Genomic DNA, 16098 nt, shown 5'->3' on the forward strand with positions numbered 1-16098 from the left:
TAAGGCATCGGTGCCGGAAGGTAAAAGCAGTTCAACATCGCGCTTTTTCAGCAGCATTGGCTGGCTAAGCAACATGCCTTGCGGCGTCAGTTCAACAAAGCCGGTATTATCATCCTGCTGCCAGGCGAGAAGTTGCCGCTTACGATAGCTGAAATAAGTCGGGTCAATGCCTTGTTGTTTTGCAAATTCGGTTTGCGTTAGCCCACTGGCTTTATACTGGTCAAACAGCGCCAGCCACTGCTCGGTTGTTCTGCGGATCATGTGAAACCCCTGTCTGGTAGTAGATCCAAACAGGGTATGAAAACTTAGCTAAGCTTGGAATGTGTGGTTGGGGTTACGCTTACAATCGAACGGAATAGTTGTCGGCTTGTCTGCTTTTAAATCTCCCGTCAACAGCAGCTGAACATTCTTTACGTAGCCGCAGCCGAAAGTCAGTAAACTCAGAAGTAGAACTGTAAGTATTTTCAGTGTTGTCATGTTTTTCACCTTGTTGGAACCGCTAATCTTCAACAATTGTGAACTAAGGTAGCGTTAACACACAGTGCCAGAAGTCACTATTTGCTAAGGCTGGGTGCATCACAACACTAACGGCTCACGATAGTAACTTTGGCTGCTGAAGTAAAATTGCGAAGCGCACGCAGATACATAAGCGCATGGGCCTTATTGTTTCTACCACCAAATATCACTTGAATACTCGGTGTGCAGCACTGGTTATTCAAAAAGGTAATTTCAGCGGCTACTGGCAGCTCATTACTGACATTGTGTCCGGTAAATCGACCAAGATCCTTGGCTGTGCCTTGCCATTGAATGCCACTACAGTTTCGTGCGCCACTCGCCGGTATAGATGACTGAAGGGATGCTCATTATTCTGATCCACTCTAAATCCAATCTTACTGCTAACTAATATCAGTTGTGGTAGCGCATAAGCGCCAGGACCAAAATCCGGCTTTTCAATTACCGTAAATGACTTTTTCAGGAAATGGTCCAAGTTGCTCTGTTAAAAACTCTACTTAATGCTGTACAGCATCCAGCGTCATTTCGACATTTTGCTCGTGCGTCTCTTTATGAGAGACTCGAAGCAACACATCGCCCGTCCTTATAAATTCTACAAGTCTAAGAGTATTATTCTACATTGATACGTACACTACTGATAATGTTGTCATAAATAACAGAGATAATGGCACTGCCTTTATTATTTGCTGAGCTAGTTAACTTAAAACTTGCTTTGTCTGTGCCTAAAGCCGTCAATTCAGCATCAAATAAGTCACTACCATTAAGGTTCCATTGCGCAAATTCTGAAACATTCATGCTGTTGGGCGCAGAGTTGTAATTTGCGGTTAGTATGAGCTCTATAGACTCTGATGGCGCTATTGTAATAATGTCACTACCATCATTAATTTTTAAAGAATCAATTGTAGATTCGCCTTTAATTTCAATTGTGGCTTTTGCTTCTTTGCCGCCACAGCTTCCTATCAATGTAGTAACGCCTGGCGCAAGGCCTAAAATAGTGCCTTTGTTGTCACCAGAGTTTGTAATACCTATTAGTTCGTGATCGCCTTGTGACCATGAAATAGAATTGTCTATAGAATATTGCTTGGTAGAAACGGTAGGGTCTAAATTAGCTTGGCCATTAACTTGAATACGTTCACCAACATTTAAAGTAATGATTTTAGTAACTTCATCATCAAAAAGTATATCAAGAGTTTCTAAATTAATAGGATCAGCAGCAATGGTTAATTGTCCATAAATATCGCCAATACGAGCCGTAATAGTGCTAGTTTCCAATTGCGCCGCAGATGTATATAGTGCACCTTTAGAAGTAACAATCGCAGTGGAGTCACTGTCTAAACTGAAGTTCATACCTTTTATTGTATTTAACGAAGTATAACCGTCTACATAGCCAACATCTCCACTAATATAAGCGTCAATGCAGGTATTTATGCTGCCAGAACTCGGAGTGATTTGTTTTAGACTTATTGTCGTTACGGCAACATCACTAACAGAAATTTCGCCTTCGCCTGAAATACCATTAATCGTTGTACCTGTTATGATAACTATACCTTGATTGATATCAGAATTAGCGACTGCTGTCACTAGACCTGCATTATTGACGGTAGCGATGCTAGTATCACTTGATTCCCATGTTAATTCGTTAGTTATATCCCTTGTTTCATTATTGCTGTCTACTCCGGAAGCACTAAGTTGATGTGTTTCACCAGCTTTCAATCGTGTGCTATCTCCAAGTATTGTAACTGACTCAATAAGAGTACCCTGAGCTCGTTGGCTTTCCAACTTTACAGCTTTAGCTAATTTATCCGAATTGTTATCAGAGCCACATGCGGTCACTACAGCACAAATAGATAATACAGCAATAAATGACAACTTTTGAAAGTTGATAAATGATTTGATTTTCATGAAAATGCCTTTTTGTAGCAAATGTTCAGATGCTAAAACTGGTATGTAATACCAAGGGATATGCCTGTTATTTCAATATTGCTATCTTTATATAGCGATTGATAAGCAAGCCTAATTTGGGCCTGTTCTAAGTAAGGAATTTCTCGATGTATTGCTATTCGCCATGAAAAACCATCGTAATTGTCTTCACCATTATATGTATCCGATGGACCAGAAACAGCCATTTTATTCATGGCATAACCTAATGAAACATTTATGCCGTAGCCATCATCAATGTCAGATTGCAGAACAAAATAAAGTCCAACACTTTGGTCTAAATCGAACGTCATACTATAGATGTTTTCTGTTTTATTTGAGGTGAGATATTGAACTTCAAGAGCCATATTATTATTACTGGCCCCCAATCGTATTGCAGTTGCATCTGGTTCAGCTTTTTCTCCACTAAGCTCGATACCTGTCATCGTATAATCGAGACCAACATAATAAGTATCAGCAAAACATTGAAATGACGAAATAAGTATAAAAAAAGCAAGGAGAAATTTATTTTTCACAATTATTAAAAACACCTAAAATTTTAGTGGCAAAATTGTATATGGACGTTGATATTAGATCAATAGCTAAGAAGGAGGAGAGTGAGTAAAGGGGGCGTAAAAAGGAAGATTTAGTGGCGCCAGATTATGAATATCTGCGCTCATTAGCAGTAGGTTTGCTATAAGTCATCACAATCACTGTATTTCTGCCTTGTTCCTTAGCCGAGTAAAGTGCTTCGTCAGCTAAATTAACTAATTGCTCCAAGTCGATTTGATCAGGCGTCGCACTAACAACACCAATACTCATCGTCACGTTGCCTATGTTATCAATTTTAATATTTTCAATTTTCGCGCGCAGATCTTCTGCTAGTTGTTTAGCTTGAACACTATTGGTATTGGGTAAAAATATCAAAAACTCCTCTCCACCCCATCGCAGTGGGATATCAGAATCCCGTATGCGGCTTTTAATTTCTTTAGCCACACCTTCTAGCACTTTGTCTCCTACAGCATGGCCAAATTGGTCATTAATTCGTTTAAACCAATCTAAGTCCATCAACATGATAGACATGGGGTTATTGTTCCTTTTTCCTAACTCCCAACTTGGGTGAACCAGCTGGGAAAATGCACGGCGATTATACAAGTTAGTTAAAGGATCGTGCAGTGCATTACTTTCTGCGCTTATACGAGCCTCTTGAGTTAATTTGAAATTAAAACCAAGAGATATAGACAGCAATGACATCTCTAACAGCATACCCACTTCTATCCCTCGAAACGCCCAATGCGAATAAGGAATAATTCCCCAGGTCGCAAAACTGGAAATAGTAGCCCCTCCGGCTCCCATAATGACTGCGGGGATAAAAAATTTGGCTAGGGGATCTTTGTTTTTGTACGCCAAGCATCCAATCATTAGCATCCATACAGATAGGATTGTTAACATGACCAACTGAATCATTATGATAAACGAGCGATTGCCAGACAAAAATATAAGCCCGGCTAAGACTATTAAACCGACATATATTCGGTGCCTATAGCCATGCAAAGCGGGTAAAAAAGTACGGGTATTTAAAAAGCCTAAAGTAAACATTACTGCCGAAAACAGATAACAGAACATCAGGCCAGGCATTAACCACTGTTGCATGGTTACCGAGCCTGACCAAACCAGCCAAAAACCATGTCCGGTATAAGTGAAATTGAATGCAGTAAACGCCAATAAATAGATGGGATAGAGTAAATACCTGAGTTCTCTTAAATAAAAATACAAGGCGAGATTGTATATAAGCAGTATCAGTAACCCACCATACAAAGCACCATAAAAATAAGCATTTTTAGCAAAGGTCGAGGCCATTGCCATTTCGCTACCTAGATAGATAGGAATGGTCATAGGGTCTTGAGAGTTAAACCGAAAAAGCACATGAGACGTGCCAGTGGGAAATTCATGCGCAACCGAGGGCATCCGTTCTTTTCGCAAACGTTCCGTAAGAGGCACGTTATCGCCAATCGACACCTGGTTAATTAATTCGTCGGCAGCAAAAAAATACAGATCAATATTATCTAGCCAGGCATTGTCAATTTTTATAACGCTTGGCAGAGGCACGTCAGCGGCATTCTCAACGGGTAATACCGCCCAGATTGTGTTTTGGGTAAAACCAAAACTTACTTTATTTTGACTATTTTGAGTAAACTCATTGTGTTTGAACGCGGTAAACGCTTGCTGAGGATTTAAGCTGGATTTTACGTCATCGAGTAAAAATAAGCGGTTATTAACCAGTGTTATTTGAGAGTCCGGTGATGGTGCATCTGCCATCGCAACAAAAGACCACGAACACAATAAAAATAAAATGGTTGCTCTTAAGAGCATTTGGCAACGGCTCATGCGTAATTATTGTGATCCCTTTAATGACTGAAAAGAAAACCCGGATAATTCTCTTCTCTAGACTGATTCCTGTCAATTAAAGCCAGCTTTATTAGCGATAACAATTTTTTCAAAATAACTTACAGAGGAAAAGGCGTTTAACAAATTTTACTTATGGCTTCCCTAACCCATTAGTTTTTCTCATCTGTAATAAGCACCGACCAGTTACCAACCGGCTTACGAAACCCGCCGCCTTGGGCTACAATGCCTTCATTCTGATTAGCAGACAACAGACATTATTATGATTATCAGCGCTTTTGACATGTTTAGTATCGGCATAGGCCCTTCCAGCTCGCACACCGTAGGCCCAATGCGGGCAGCAAAAAAATTTACCGACGATTTAACCGAACAAAACCTACTCGACAAGGTAGCCAGTGTTAAGGTTGAGCTTTATGGCTCATTGGGCCAAACCGGTATTGGCCATGGCACAGGCAAAGCGGTAATTTTAGGCTTGGCGGGCTATTTGCCCGAAACTGTTGACCCAGACACCGTGCCGGGCCTGTTAAAGCAGGTTAACGACGAGCAGCAAATCAGGCTGGGTAAACAGCAACCGGTTAGCTTTCCTCGTGAAGGTGCCATAGTGTTTCACCGTCGTAAAACGCTTAAAGAGCATTCCAACGGTATGGAGCTGATTGCCTTTGATAAAGATAAAAACATCGTACTAAGCGATGTGTACTTTTCTATTGGCGGCGGCTTTATTGTTAAAGCTGAAGATTTTGCCAAAGAAAAACAAGCGGCAAGCCAATTTGCTGCGGCTAACCCGCCGCCATTTCCGTTTGAGTCGGGCGCAGAGCTTTTAGCCTTGTGTAAAGAGCATGGTTTGTCGATTGCCGGCCTGATGCTGGAAAATGAAAAAGTGTTACGCACTCCGGCACAAATTACTGATGAGCTAAACAATATTTGGCTTACCATGCGCGCTTGTATTGAACGAGGCATTAAAACTGAAGGTATATTACCTGGTGGTTTAAAAGTGAAACGCCGCGCGCCAGCGTTGTCTAAAAAGCTGATGGCCGAGAAAAGCAGCGATCCGTTACAGGTTATGGACTGGGTTAACCTGTTTGCGCTGGCAGTAAATGAAGAAAATGCCGCAGGCGGCCGCGTTGTAACCGCACCAACCAACGGTGCAGCGGGTATTATTCCCGCCGTGTTAATGTACTACGACAAGTTTATTCAACCGGTAACTCCCGATATCGCCGTACAGTATCTGCTTACTGCAGCAGCTATTGGTATTTTGTATAAGAAAAATGCCTCTATTTCCGGTGCTGAAGTAGGCTGTCAGGGCGAAGTTGGCGTTGCTTGCTCAATGGCAGCCGCTGCGTTAACAGAGATTCAGGGCGGCACACCGTTACATGTAGAAAACGCAGCGGAAATTGGCATGGAACATAACCTGGGCTTAACCTGCGATCCGGTTGGTGGCTTGGTACAGGTGCCCTGTATAGAGCGCAACGCCATGGGCTCAATTAAAGCCATAAATGCCTCACGGTTGGCACTTCGCGGTAGTGGCGATCAGAAAGTCTCGCTGGATAAAGTGATTAAAACCATGTGGGACACCGGTAAAGATATGCAAACCAAGTATAAAGAAACCTCCCGCGGTGGTTTGGCGGTAAATATTATCGAGTGTTGATTGCTGAGTAGAGCGCAAACCGGCCAGATTTAACAAATCGAACCGGTTTGCCCATCAGTGGAATATATTAACCAGGCTTTTTCGCCCAGGCGGCGCACCAACCTTCGGCGTTTACCAGTTTGCCTGGAAATACACCGCATGGCCGCCATGCCTCACCGGCATTGCCTTGTAGCAAAATACAATTTGAACAATTTTGTCCCTCTTTGGCTGATTTATGTACATAATGTAGTGCTTTAGCCTGCGGGTTTTCCGGGTCAACTTGTTCAGCGGCAAACGCTCTTAAGCTCAGGCCCCCCACACTCAAGCCAACAATACCACCGGCTGATAATTTTAAAAAACGTCGTCTGCTTGTCGTCATAATGTGTCCTCTGTTTGTCATTGCACTGAGACAGCGCTTACTATTTTTGTTAACTGATTACTAATACTGTTTTAGTTGAATATTGGTTTAAACCAAGTTTCTTTGCCATACACTAAACCAAAGCAGCCGCGTAACGTATTGGTTACAGCTTGTTCAGATTTCTCGATTACAGGAATACTCATGTCTGACGTTATTATTATTACCGGTGCGGGCCAACGGCTGGGTTTGCACTGCGCCTTAACGCTAAAACAAGCTGGGTTTCAGGTGTTAGCAACCTATCGCAGTGAAAAGGCAGGAGTGCAGCAAATGCGGGACGCGGGCATAAACTGTTATCAACTCGATGTCTGTGATACTGAGCAACTCAGTGAGTTTATTTCACATATTAAACAGCATTATCAAAAACTTAGAGCGGTAATCCACAATGCTTCTGACTGGCGTGCGGATGCTATAACCGATGTTAGCAACAATGTGTCAAATGATGCCGCTATTTATGATGCGATGCAGGCTGTACATGCTAAAGCGCCTTACATTATTAACCGGGCTTTAGCGACACTGCTGGCCAACAGTTCCGTTGCCGACATTATTCATATTACCGATTTTGTTGCCAGTGTAGGAAGCAGTAAACATATGGCATACGCCGCGTCAAAATCCGCGTTAACCAACTTAACCTTTAGTTTTGCCCGGGCACTAGCGCCAAAAGTAAAAGTAAATGCGATTGCACCAGCCCTATTGATGTTTAATCAGGACGACAGTGATGCTTACAAAACCAAGGCACTAAATAAGTCTCTGTTGCAGCTTGAGCCTGGAGCAAATGAAATGGCTAACTGCGTTACGTATTTACTAAATAGCCGATACATAACCGGAAAGGTACTTGAACTCGATGGCGGTAGGCCACTAAACCTACCTTAACCGAATTTCATCTTACAAAACGCACTTCCTGGCTAACCTTGGCAAAGCCCTGGTTTAATTTGCATGCGTTCACTGGCACAATGATAGGGAGATCACCGACTTGAATGAACTTATGAAAAGCTTACACACTGTCTTCGCTTCAGTTTTAACTCTAACAACATTAATGTGTACAACCTTTTCTGTATCAGCCGAGCACCCTGTGACGACGTTTAATGCAGCAGGTAAGTGGCTTATGGATCAACAACACCAAACATTGGTTAACCCGCAAAGCTCAGGCTTCACCTGGCGGCATAATGAGATTATTCATTTGGGTGATAACAGTGCCGCAGAGCATATGCGCAATAAATTGTTGCGGGTAAACCCTGAGACAGCACAGCTCAATGCGGCACCAATATCAATCACCGTATCTGACAATATACTGAATGGCTGCTTTGGAGAGCTGTTTAGTCAATATCCCGATTATGAAGCACTGACATGGGACAGATTAGACGATACCGTTCTTGTGACCGTGACCGAAGATTCCTCGTTTATCACTTTAAGCCCTGAGTGCAAAGCACGTTATGGCGTTACAAACTCAACAGATTACCCAACATTATTGGTGAAGATTAAAACCGATAAAGCATTAAGTTTCGCAAAGATCACCACTGTACGTCCTGTCCAATTTCCAGCCTCAGCAGAGGTTGGTAATGCGCCCAATGATGGTATTGAAGGTTTAGCGTTCGATAATGCCGGCAATATTTATCTGGCATTAGAGCAAAATGCGGCTAACGCACCGATGATTTTTCAAACGAAATATGACAGTGCTTTCTGGCAACAAGATGACTATGTCAAGGTTCAGGACTCGGCATTTGCCTTACCGCTGCCTGATACCAAAGATCACCCGATTAATGACCTTGATTATCTACCCAGCCCCAAAATTGGCCATCCGGGATATTTGGTAGCCGTTGCGCGCAACGATGACCAAATCTGGATAATTGACATCAGCCAACACCAGCGGCCTTTTGTGCAGCAGATGGCCTACTACGCACCAACCACACCTAATAGCGCCTGCCCGGCATATGAAAAAATGGTGCAAACCGCGGTTGAAGGCGTTGCCGTGCATAGCGATACATTGTTTCTGGTTAACGATGCCTGGAAAAAACACTATCCAGACAATATACAGTGCCCTGACAATGCCGAAAATTTTAATAAGTTTGCGCCGTTAATGTTTACGCTACCGATAAACCCCCTATGGTTTATTCACCAGCAGAAATAGCGCATACTTAAGCATAAGCTGCACAGCTAAGCACGATCTGTTATTATTCACGGCTGCCTTAAGCGGTAAAAATCAGCGGGCGGGTGCAACTCTTCTTAGTTTTTCAGGACAACCTATGATAAATCACTTTCGCGTACTTGGCGTAAAAACCAATGCTAGCGATGACGACATTAAAAAGGCCTATCGGCGCTTAGCGAATAAATACCATCCGGATAAACTGCATGGGCAAAGCGACGTTGAAAAAGAACAAGCTGCAGCGCAACTACAACGGGTCACTGCCGCCTATACTGTGTTGTCAGATCCAAAACAAAAAGCGGCGTTTATTAAAGATTTCAATAATGTCATTGTTACCGACCCCACTTCTGCGATGCAAGAGTTGTGGGATCAGTACTATTCATAAGCACATTACCGTTCTGAGAGTGATATGACTACCAAACTGAATATGGCACGAATTCGTGCATTGCAAACAGACGCATTGGAAAACATTGAGTCCTATATGGACCCAGATACCCCCAATGCCCTGGCACAATTTACCGCTAAGATAAAAGCCATATTACTGGCCGACCCACAAATGCTTGAATCACTGCCGGAATATTTACCGATGGCGCTATATGGTCGGGTAAAATTTCCCGCCGCAGTCGTGCCACAATGGCAACAATGGATCAACAGCGCCACCGCGCCCAGCTGGGACGAGTTTAAAACCTCAGTCGCATTTAACAATACCGATGTCGAGCTGGTAAAGGCCATTCGCACTTATTCTGAAACCGAACTGATTGAAGCCTGTGCCGTGTTATTTTTACTTGAAGTTAACGGAAAAATTACGGCCAAACGACGCAATGGCAGTGAAACCTACAGTGAGGATGCCAGCAGTAGCGACACACGCGAAGACGAAAACGGTGATGATTATGACGATAATAGCTATGGCGCAGATGGCAACGACGATTACGACGCCGATGAAGACAGCGACGAAGACGGTTACGATGATCAGTTCGATGATATTCGCTTTAAGGGAGAGTAAGTGTAATGAGTACGAATTTAATTGAAATCGCCGTAGCTGAAATTAAACAACTGGCCCTTATCGAACCCAAACAAGCCAGTAAGAAATTTGAGCTAATCGCCAACACTATGAGTGATGACCAGCTGGTAGAGGTTATTGAAAATATTGATATTGTCACGCTTACCCAAATTAACAGCGAACATGATATATCTTTCCCATCTATTATTTCTGAGTTAATGAGCCCAGAACGCATTCGCGATATTGTGTGTCAGCAACCACTTTACTGGGAAGAAAAAATTAAAAACAATGCTGAAGAACTGAAACAGCATACGTTTGATTTTCTTACCTACCTTATTCGCACCCAGGATACGGAAGACAAACAGGCCGCAATTTTGAGTTGTATAGCAGACGATCCGGCTGGTTTATTCTACTTAAGCATCCCTTTTATTGAAATTTACCGCGGTGAAATTCTCGAGTATGAAAATTACTGGGAAGACAAACTGTATGAAGATGAAGAACATTTGGAAGAAGCTGAAGCCTATACAGAGCGTAGTCAGACCGAAGATGCCAATAATTTGGGTATAGACGATCCACGCAGCTTGTTGGCGCTTATTCAGCAGTTAACACCAGACGTTGAAACTGCAATTAAAGCTCTGATCCGTAACGAAAATTCAGCGTGGGAAGGTATTATCAATAAATTTGCCAGCGAGCTGGTATTGCAAGCAAAAGAGAAAAACCAAACCACAGACGATGAATACAGCGAAGTGGACGATATGTTCAGCTTTTTGGATTAAGGAGCTTCTTCATGCAGCTAATGCTACGCGATGGCAGTTTTGGCCCCTTTCTAACGCAGGTGATTACCACAGCACAAGCCGAAGATAAACTTAGCGAAGACGAGCTCAAACACATCAAAAGTAAAGCAGTGCTAATGAGCCTGAAGTTTGCCGACAAGTTTTATAATAAACACAAAATGCATTTGCTTGAACAGGCGTCACATGACGTTATTGGTGTGGTAAGCCTGGGGCTGCAAGAGCTGAGCAACAGCGATATACATCAGGCATTAACGCTATTGTTAGCGCCGGAAGGCTTAGTAAAACCGTTTCAAAAAGGTTGGAACATGCTGGTAACCGTTAGTAAAAAAACCGGTAAAGCCTCATTGTATGGTGATGTAGAAGAGCAACTACTGCAACATATTGCCAGCCCACCAGACGCCGAAGAATGGACCGGTGTTGCCCATTATAAACATGCACTAACAGAGCACCGCCGCACTCAATCAATGCAACTGTTACAGCAACAGTTTTACGCCCGCACGCATTTTGACGAGTTTGAACACTTTTCATTAGAAGAAGTGCTGGCAGAAGTGGTGTTTTACCGTGCGTTGACCGGTGGTGATAAAGTACGACAAGATTTAAAAAAGCGCATTCGTAACATTACGCTGCAGCCTCATTGGTTTAGCGATGCGTTTTTTCAACTGCAAACCGAAGCCACACTAACTGAACTTCCAGAAGCGAATGCCAATGCCATTCGGGAAGACTTAGGTCAGCATTTTATACCTGCCCTGTTACGCACCTTAAATTTTGCCAAAAGCTATCAAGCATTAACACATACTGATGCTAGCCCGGAAAAGCTGGATGCGTTAGAAGGTAAACAAGGTTTAACTAATCCTCTGTTGGGCTGGCCGCAATATATTGAATTGTAATGCGGCTTTATTGCCAACGTTAACGGAATATTGATGAATACACGCATTATTAGCTTCGCTGTCGCAGCGCTACTGAGTACTACCCCGCTGCATAGTGCCATGGCTAACACCGATGACACTGGGGCTGATGTGCTGCGCCTTGCCCTCCCGGCTGCAGCGTGGGGGATGACGCAGTATCTGAACGATGATAGCGGCGCAAAACAATTTTATTATAGTTTTGCCACCACCATTGCCAGTACCTACGCATTAAAAAGCGCAATCCATAAAAACCGGCCGGACGGCTCAGACAATGACGCCTTCCCCTCCGGCCATACTGCTATGGCATTTCAGGGTGCCGCCTTTTTACAGCGAAGATACGGTTGGCAATACGGTGCCCCCGCTTACGCGTTAGCAAGCTATGTCGGTTACAGCCGGGTAAATAATGACCATCATGACAGCCAAGATGTGCTAGCCGGTGCATTAATCGGTATTGCTGCCAGCTTTTACTTTGCCGAACCCTTTTATGGTGTGCAAGTTACACCTACAGCGGGGCTAAACGGCGTAGGCATACAATTTAGGTCAACGTGGTAAAACACAGCTAATGAGGTGTTATGAACGTTTCACAACTTATAATAGCAACGTTAGGTGCCATGCTTACGGCACAAGCCACAGCAAAAGAAGAACCAATAGAACGTATTAATACAACAGCGTCTCGCACAGCAGCATCAACCAGTAATCTGCCACAGACATTAAGTCAGGTAGCTCAGCAAGACCTGGCATTGATTGCGCCAACACACATTGAAGAAGCGTTAAAGCTAGTGTCTGGTGCCAACCTGCAACGCGGCAATGGTCAGGAATATTTGCCGGCGCTGCGTTCACAAGTGCTGTCCGGCGCCGGCGCTTGTGGTGGCATTTTAACAGCTGAAGACGGTATTCCACTGCGCGCAGCGGGTTTTTGTAACATTAACGAATTGTTTGAAGCGCACAGCGAAATGGCACAGCGCTTAGAAGTATTAAAAGGACCGGGTTCAGTTCTGTATGGCTCTAATGCCGTGCACGGTGTCATTAACGTAATAACACCCGACACCACCTATGATAATGCCATGCTGGGGCTGGATTTAGGTTCCTATGGCTATAGCCGCTACAAACTACGTGCCGGTAAAGATTTCGGCAATACCGGGCTTGGCATCAACGCTAGCATCACGTCAGACAGTGGTTATCGTGTCGATGAAGGCGTAGAGCAGCAGAAAATCAACCTGCGTCATCGTTATAGCGCACAGCAGTTTACGCTGCAAACAGGTGTAACTTTAACCAATCTAAGCCAAGACACTGCAGGTTACGCCAGCAACTATGCACACACCAAACAACCTGCCGACAACACGCAACAACCTAAACCATACCGTGATGCCAACGCACTAAGGTTATGGAGTAAAGCCAGTTGGGATTTAAAAAGCGGTGATATGTTGACGGTTACCCCATATCTGCGTGACCAGAAAATGACCTTTATCAAGCATTTCTTACCCGGCACACCCTTGGAACAAAACAGCCAGCAAGGTGTAGGGATCCTGTCATTATGGCAACGGGATTTAACGTCTGCGTTTCAACTGCAATTGGGTTTTGACGGCGAATACACTCGCGGTGACATGCTGGAACAGCAAGATTTTCCTGCCACCGGTTCGCCCTTTGTTGTGGCAACCGTGCCAACGGGAAAACATTACGACTATGACGTATCAGCCAGAGTGTACGCGCCCTTTGCCGCACTTAACTGGCAGTTTGATAACTGGCTGGTGCATGGTGGACTACGCTATGAACACGTGCGATACAATTATCACAACAATATGCTCTCCGGTCGCACCAAAGACGATGGCAGCGAATGCGCAATGGGCGGGTGTCGCTTTAATCGGCCGGAAAACGGTGTTCAGCAATTTGATAATCTGTCACCTAAATTTGGCGTCAGTTATCAGTTAACGGCTAATTCGTTGCTTTATACCAATTTGTCACGAGGCTATCGCGCACCACAAACCGCTGAATTGTATCAATTGCAGCGCGATCAAAGCGTAGCAGATTTAACAGCCGAGACCGCAAATAATCTGGAGATAGGATATCGTTTAAGCCTGCCGCATCTACGCTACAGCCTCGCCGTGTACCAGATGTCTAAACATAACTTTATTTTTCGCGACAGTGCTTTTTTTAATGTGAATGATGGTAAATCACGCCACCGTGGTATTGAACTGGAATTACAGTACGATATTAGTAACACAGTTGATATCGCCGTTGCAGCTAGTTCAGCACGTCATACCTACAACTATAGCCAAGTGCTAAATGGCATCGATATTAACGGCAATGACATTGATACCGCGCCTAAGTTACTTGCTAATATTCAACTAGGCTGGACACCGTCGGATAACACGCAGTTAGGATTGGAATGGCATTACACCAGCCGCTACTTTACCGACCCTGAAAACTTGCATCAGTATGAGGGTCATAACCTGTTTAATCTGCGCGGCAGCTGGCAAATAAGCCCAGCTCTGACACTCTATGGCAGGGTAATCAATGTTAATAACCGTGCCTACGCCGAACGTGCCGACTTCAGTGCTTTTGACGGCGACCGCTATTTCCCCGGTAGGCCTCGTCATTTTTCATTATCTTTGCTTTACCGCTGGCATTAACATGCCCGCAGCGCCAACCCTACGTTTATGCACTAAGGCATCTTAACAGCTCACTCATTGTCAAAATTGTTAAAGTATATGTTGCAAAATAACCGGTATAACTTGCATATTTCAGCCTGGCATGTGGTGATAAAATCAGGTAGTCCACATTAAACAACTGTCATATCTGGCGAATATATTAATAGCCACATAGCAGTGGCAGTGAACCTTTGGACAGCAACATTTCGAAGGAACACAGGGTGTTTACAAAATTCATGCTAACTATTTTGTTATTTTCGTTTCAGGTATTGGGCGTTGAAACGTTTAAAATCGCAATATATTATCCACAAGTCCCTCCGTATATGTATGCTGCAGACGATAATGTGCCACAAGGTGTTGTGCCAGAGTTGTTAAATGCATTTTTTCTCGGGCAACCGTATCAATTACAGTATGTATTTGAGAACCGTCAACGTGCCGAGCTTGGTGTATATGAAGGTAAGTATGACGCAACCGTTTTAGCGGCGAAATGGACAATTGATGCTAGCGCCCTACTCTTTTCTCAACCTATTGTAAATCATCGTGACTTTTTATATTCCTTAAAGCCGCTGCAACAGAACTTAGCCAATTTGGATAAGAATAGTATTTGCTTAAGGCGCTATTATAAATACGACGCTTTAAACATCGAGCTGGATAAGGGTAGCCTTATCAGGGTAGATTCTGACTCAGAGTTTGACCAATTTAACATGTTAGTGAACCAGCGCTGCGACTTAGCTTATATGAATGAACATGTCGCAACCTGGCTAATTAATAATCACTTCAGCACTATGGTGTTTCATCGAAATAACGTTGAAGCAGACCAAGCTGATTTAACATTGGCGCTCAACCCTAAATGGGCAGGACTGAAGCAACAGCTTGATATATTTATTAAGGATGCTCATCGCAGGGGCGTGATTGAAAAAAGTTTAACGCAACACATGAAAAAAACCAAATAATATTAGTCACTTATACAATTAATCATCACAACCCACAACTGACCCTTGCATAATGAGTGAAAATAGCGTTTTATAAAATAAATACAACACCTTGAATAAAAACTTGCCTATACTTCTTAAATAAAATATTTCTAATATGTCAAACTACTTCTTTTAGGCCAAACTATGAAGCACTTGATCTCAAACGCAACAAATCTGCCAAGCATTACCAAAGTAGTACAAGAACTCATCGCCAGTTTCAGTAACCCAGATATAACCAGTAATCACATCTCACAAATTCTCATTAACGACCAAGCCTTAAGTGCAAAGGTGTTGCGCATGGCAAATTCTGTGCGTTACGGGGGGCATCGCAAAGTAGGCTCAATTAAAGATGCCGTGGTGATGTTAGGTTTTAACTCGCTTAGAACAATGGTTTTATCGGTTGGTTTTACTTCAGCGTTGAGGCTGTAGAAAAACCTCTTTTCAGCTGTTCGAGTTTGTGATCAAATAGCGTTGTCTGATTAAAAAGTGGACAACGCCTAATGCCTAAATACATCCCTTACGATTACAACCAAAGTGCCATGGTGGTGATTAATTATCTCGACCAACTGCAGCCTGGCACTTTTGAACACGCCATCCATTACCTGATTGATAACAAGCTGGACCTGTCGATATTTCACAGCAAATACCAGAATGAAGATAATGGCCGTCCGGCGTATGACCCCGCTGTGCTGTTAAAGATTATTTTGTTTGCCTACTCCAAGGGCATTACCTCCAGCCGTGAAATCCAGTGGTGCTGTG

17 protein-coding genes are annotated in these 16098 nt (G+C 43.5%); 12 read left to right on the forward strand and 5 right to left on the reverse strand.

From position 1 onward, the window contains the following. The 4 genes from tnpA to H595_RS22785 form a co-directional block, all read right to left on the reverse strand. Positions 1–261, reverse strand: a 261-nt coding sequence (gene tnpA / locus H595_RS0117725; RefSeq protein ID WP_240474932.1) for an IS66 family insertion sequence element accessory protein TnpA, incomplete at its 3' end; no start/stop codon positions are given. Between the two features lie 861 nt (positions 262–1122). After that, positions 1123–2415: an Ig-like domain-containing protein gene (locus H595_RS23585; protein WP_027672395.1), complete on the reverse strand. Its 1293-nt coding sequence runs from the start codon at positions 2413–2415 to the stop codon at positions 1123–1125. A 32-nt stretch (positions 2416–2447) separates the two neighbouring features. Next, positions 2448–2966 carry an outer membrane beta-barrel protein gene (locus H595_RS0117745; RefSeq protein ID WP_027672396.1) on the reverse strand — a complete coding sequence of 173 codons (519 nt, stop codon included), beginning with the start codon at positions 2964–2966 and terminating at the stop codon, positions 2448–2450. 124 nt (positions 2967–3090) lie between these two features. After that, positions 3091–4818 carry a diguanylate cyclase gene (locus H595_RS22785; protein ID WP_205623258.1) on the reverse strand — a complete coding sequence of 576 codons (1728 nt, stop codon included), beginning with the start codon at positions 4816–4818 and terminating at the stop codon, positions 3091–3093. A gap of 280 nt (positions 4819–5098) precedes the next feature. On the opposite strand from H595_RS22785, the gene H595_RS0117755 reads away from it, so the two are divergent. Further along, on the forward strand, positions 5099–6481 hold the full coding sequence (locus H595_RS0117755; RefSeq protein WP_037055221.1) for an L-serine ammonia-lyase: 1383 nt from the start codon (positions 5099–5101) through the stop codon (positions 6479–6481). Positions 6482–6548: 67 nt separating this feature from the next. Here H595_RS0117755 and H595_RS0117760 read toward each other — a convergent pair whose 3' ends face one another. Further along, positions 6549–6839: a high-potential iron-sulfur protein gene (locus tag H595_RS0117760; RefSeq protein WP_037055224.1), complete on the reverse strand. Its 291-nt coding sequence runs from the start codon at positions 6837–6839 to the stop codon at positions 6549–6551. Positions 6840–7019: 180 nt separating this feature from the next. Between H595_RS0117760 and folM the strand changes: the two genes are divergently transcribed. The 11 genes from folM to H595_RS0117820 all read left to right on the forward strand — a co-directional run. Beyond that, positions 7020–7748, forward strand: a complete 729-nt coding sequence (gene folM / locus H595_RS0117770) for a dihydromonapterin reductase (RefSeq protein ID WP_027672399.1) — start codon at positions 7020–7022, stop codon at positions 7746–7748. Between the two features lie 232 nt (positions 7749–7980). Beyond that, positions 7981–9003, forward strand: a complete 1023-nt coding sequence (locus tag H595_RS0117775; protein WP_205623260.1) for a hypothetical protein — start codon at positions 7981–7983, stop codon at positions 9001–9003. A gap of 115 nt (positions 9004–9118) precedes the next feature. Continuing rightward, positions 9119–9403 (forward strand): cold adaptation protein ActJcold adaptation protein ActJ, encoded by a 285-nt coding sequence (gene atcJ, locus H595_RS0117780; protein ID WP_027672401.1) that lies wholly within the window; start codon positions 9119–9121, stop codon positions 9401–9403. 24 nt (positions 9404–9427) lie between these two features. Next, entirely contained in the window at positions 9428–10021 is a 594-nt protein-coding gene (gene atcA / locus H595_RS0117785) for a cold adaptation protein AtcA (RefSeq protein WP_027672402.1), read from the forward strand. Positions 10022–10026: 5 nt separating this feature from the next. After that, positions 10027–10794: a cold adaptation protein AtcB gene (gene atcB / locus H595_RS0117790; RefSeq protein WP_027672403.1), complete on the forward strand. Its 768-nt coding sequence runs from the start codon at positions 10027–10029 to the stop codon at positions 10792–10794. 11 nt (positions 10795–10805) lie between these two features. Then, positions 10806–11699: a cold adaptation protein AtcC gene (gene atcC, locus H595_RS0117795; protein WP_027672404.1), complete on the forward strand. Its 894-nt coding sequence runs from the start codon at positions 10806–10808 to the stop codon at positions 11697–11699. Positions 11700–11732: 33 nt separating this feature from the next. Continuing rightward, entirely contained in the window at positions 11733–12269 is a 537-nt protein-coding gene (locus H595_RS0117800; RefSeq protein ID WP_027672405.1) for a phosphatase PAP2 family protein, read from the forward strand. 20 nt (positions 12270–12289) lie between these two features. Further along, positions 12290–14347, forward strand: coding sequence for a TonB-dependent receptor (locus H595_RS0117805; RefSeq protein ID WP_037055226.1), 2058 nt, complete (start codon positions 12290–12292; stop codon positions 14345–14347). A gap of 239 nt (positions 14348–14586) precedes the next feature. Then, positions 14587–15318, forward strand: a complete 732-nt coding sequence (locus tag H595_RS0117810; protein ID WP_156886016.1) for a substrate-binding periplasmic protein — start codon at positions 14587–14589, stop codon at positions 15316–15318. A gap of 165 nt (positions 15319–15483) precedes the next feature. After that, complete coding sequence (locus H595_RS0117815; protein WP_027672408.1) at positions 15484–15768, forward strand: HDOD domain-containing protein; 285 nt, start codon at positions 15484–15486, stop codon at positions 15766–15768. Positions 15769–15839: 71 nt separating this feature from the next. Beyond that, positions 15840–16098, forward strand: a 259-nt coding sequence (locus tag H595_RS0117820) for a transposase (RefSeq protein ID WP_027672409.1), incomplete at its 3' end; no start/stop codon positions are given.

Source organism: Rheinheimera baltica DSM 14885, from assembly GCF_000425345.1.
GTDB classification, from domain to species: domain Bacteria; phylum Pseudomonadota; class Gammaproteobacteria; order Enterobacterales; family Alteromonadaceae; genus Alishewanella; species Alishewanella baltica.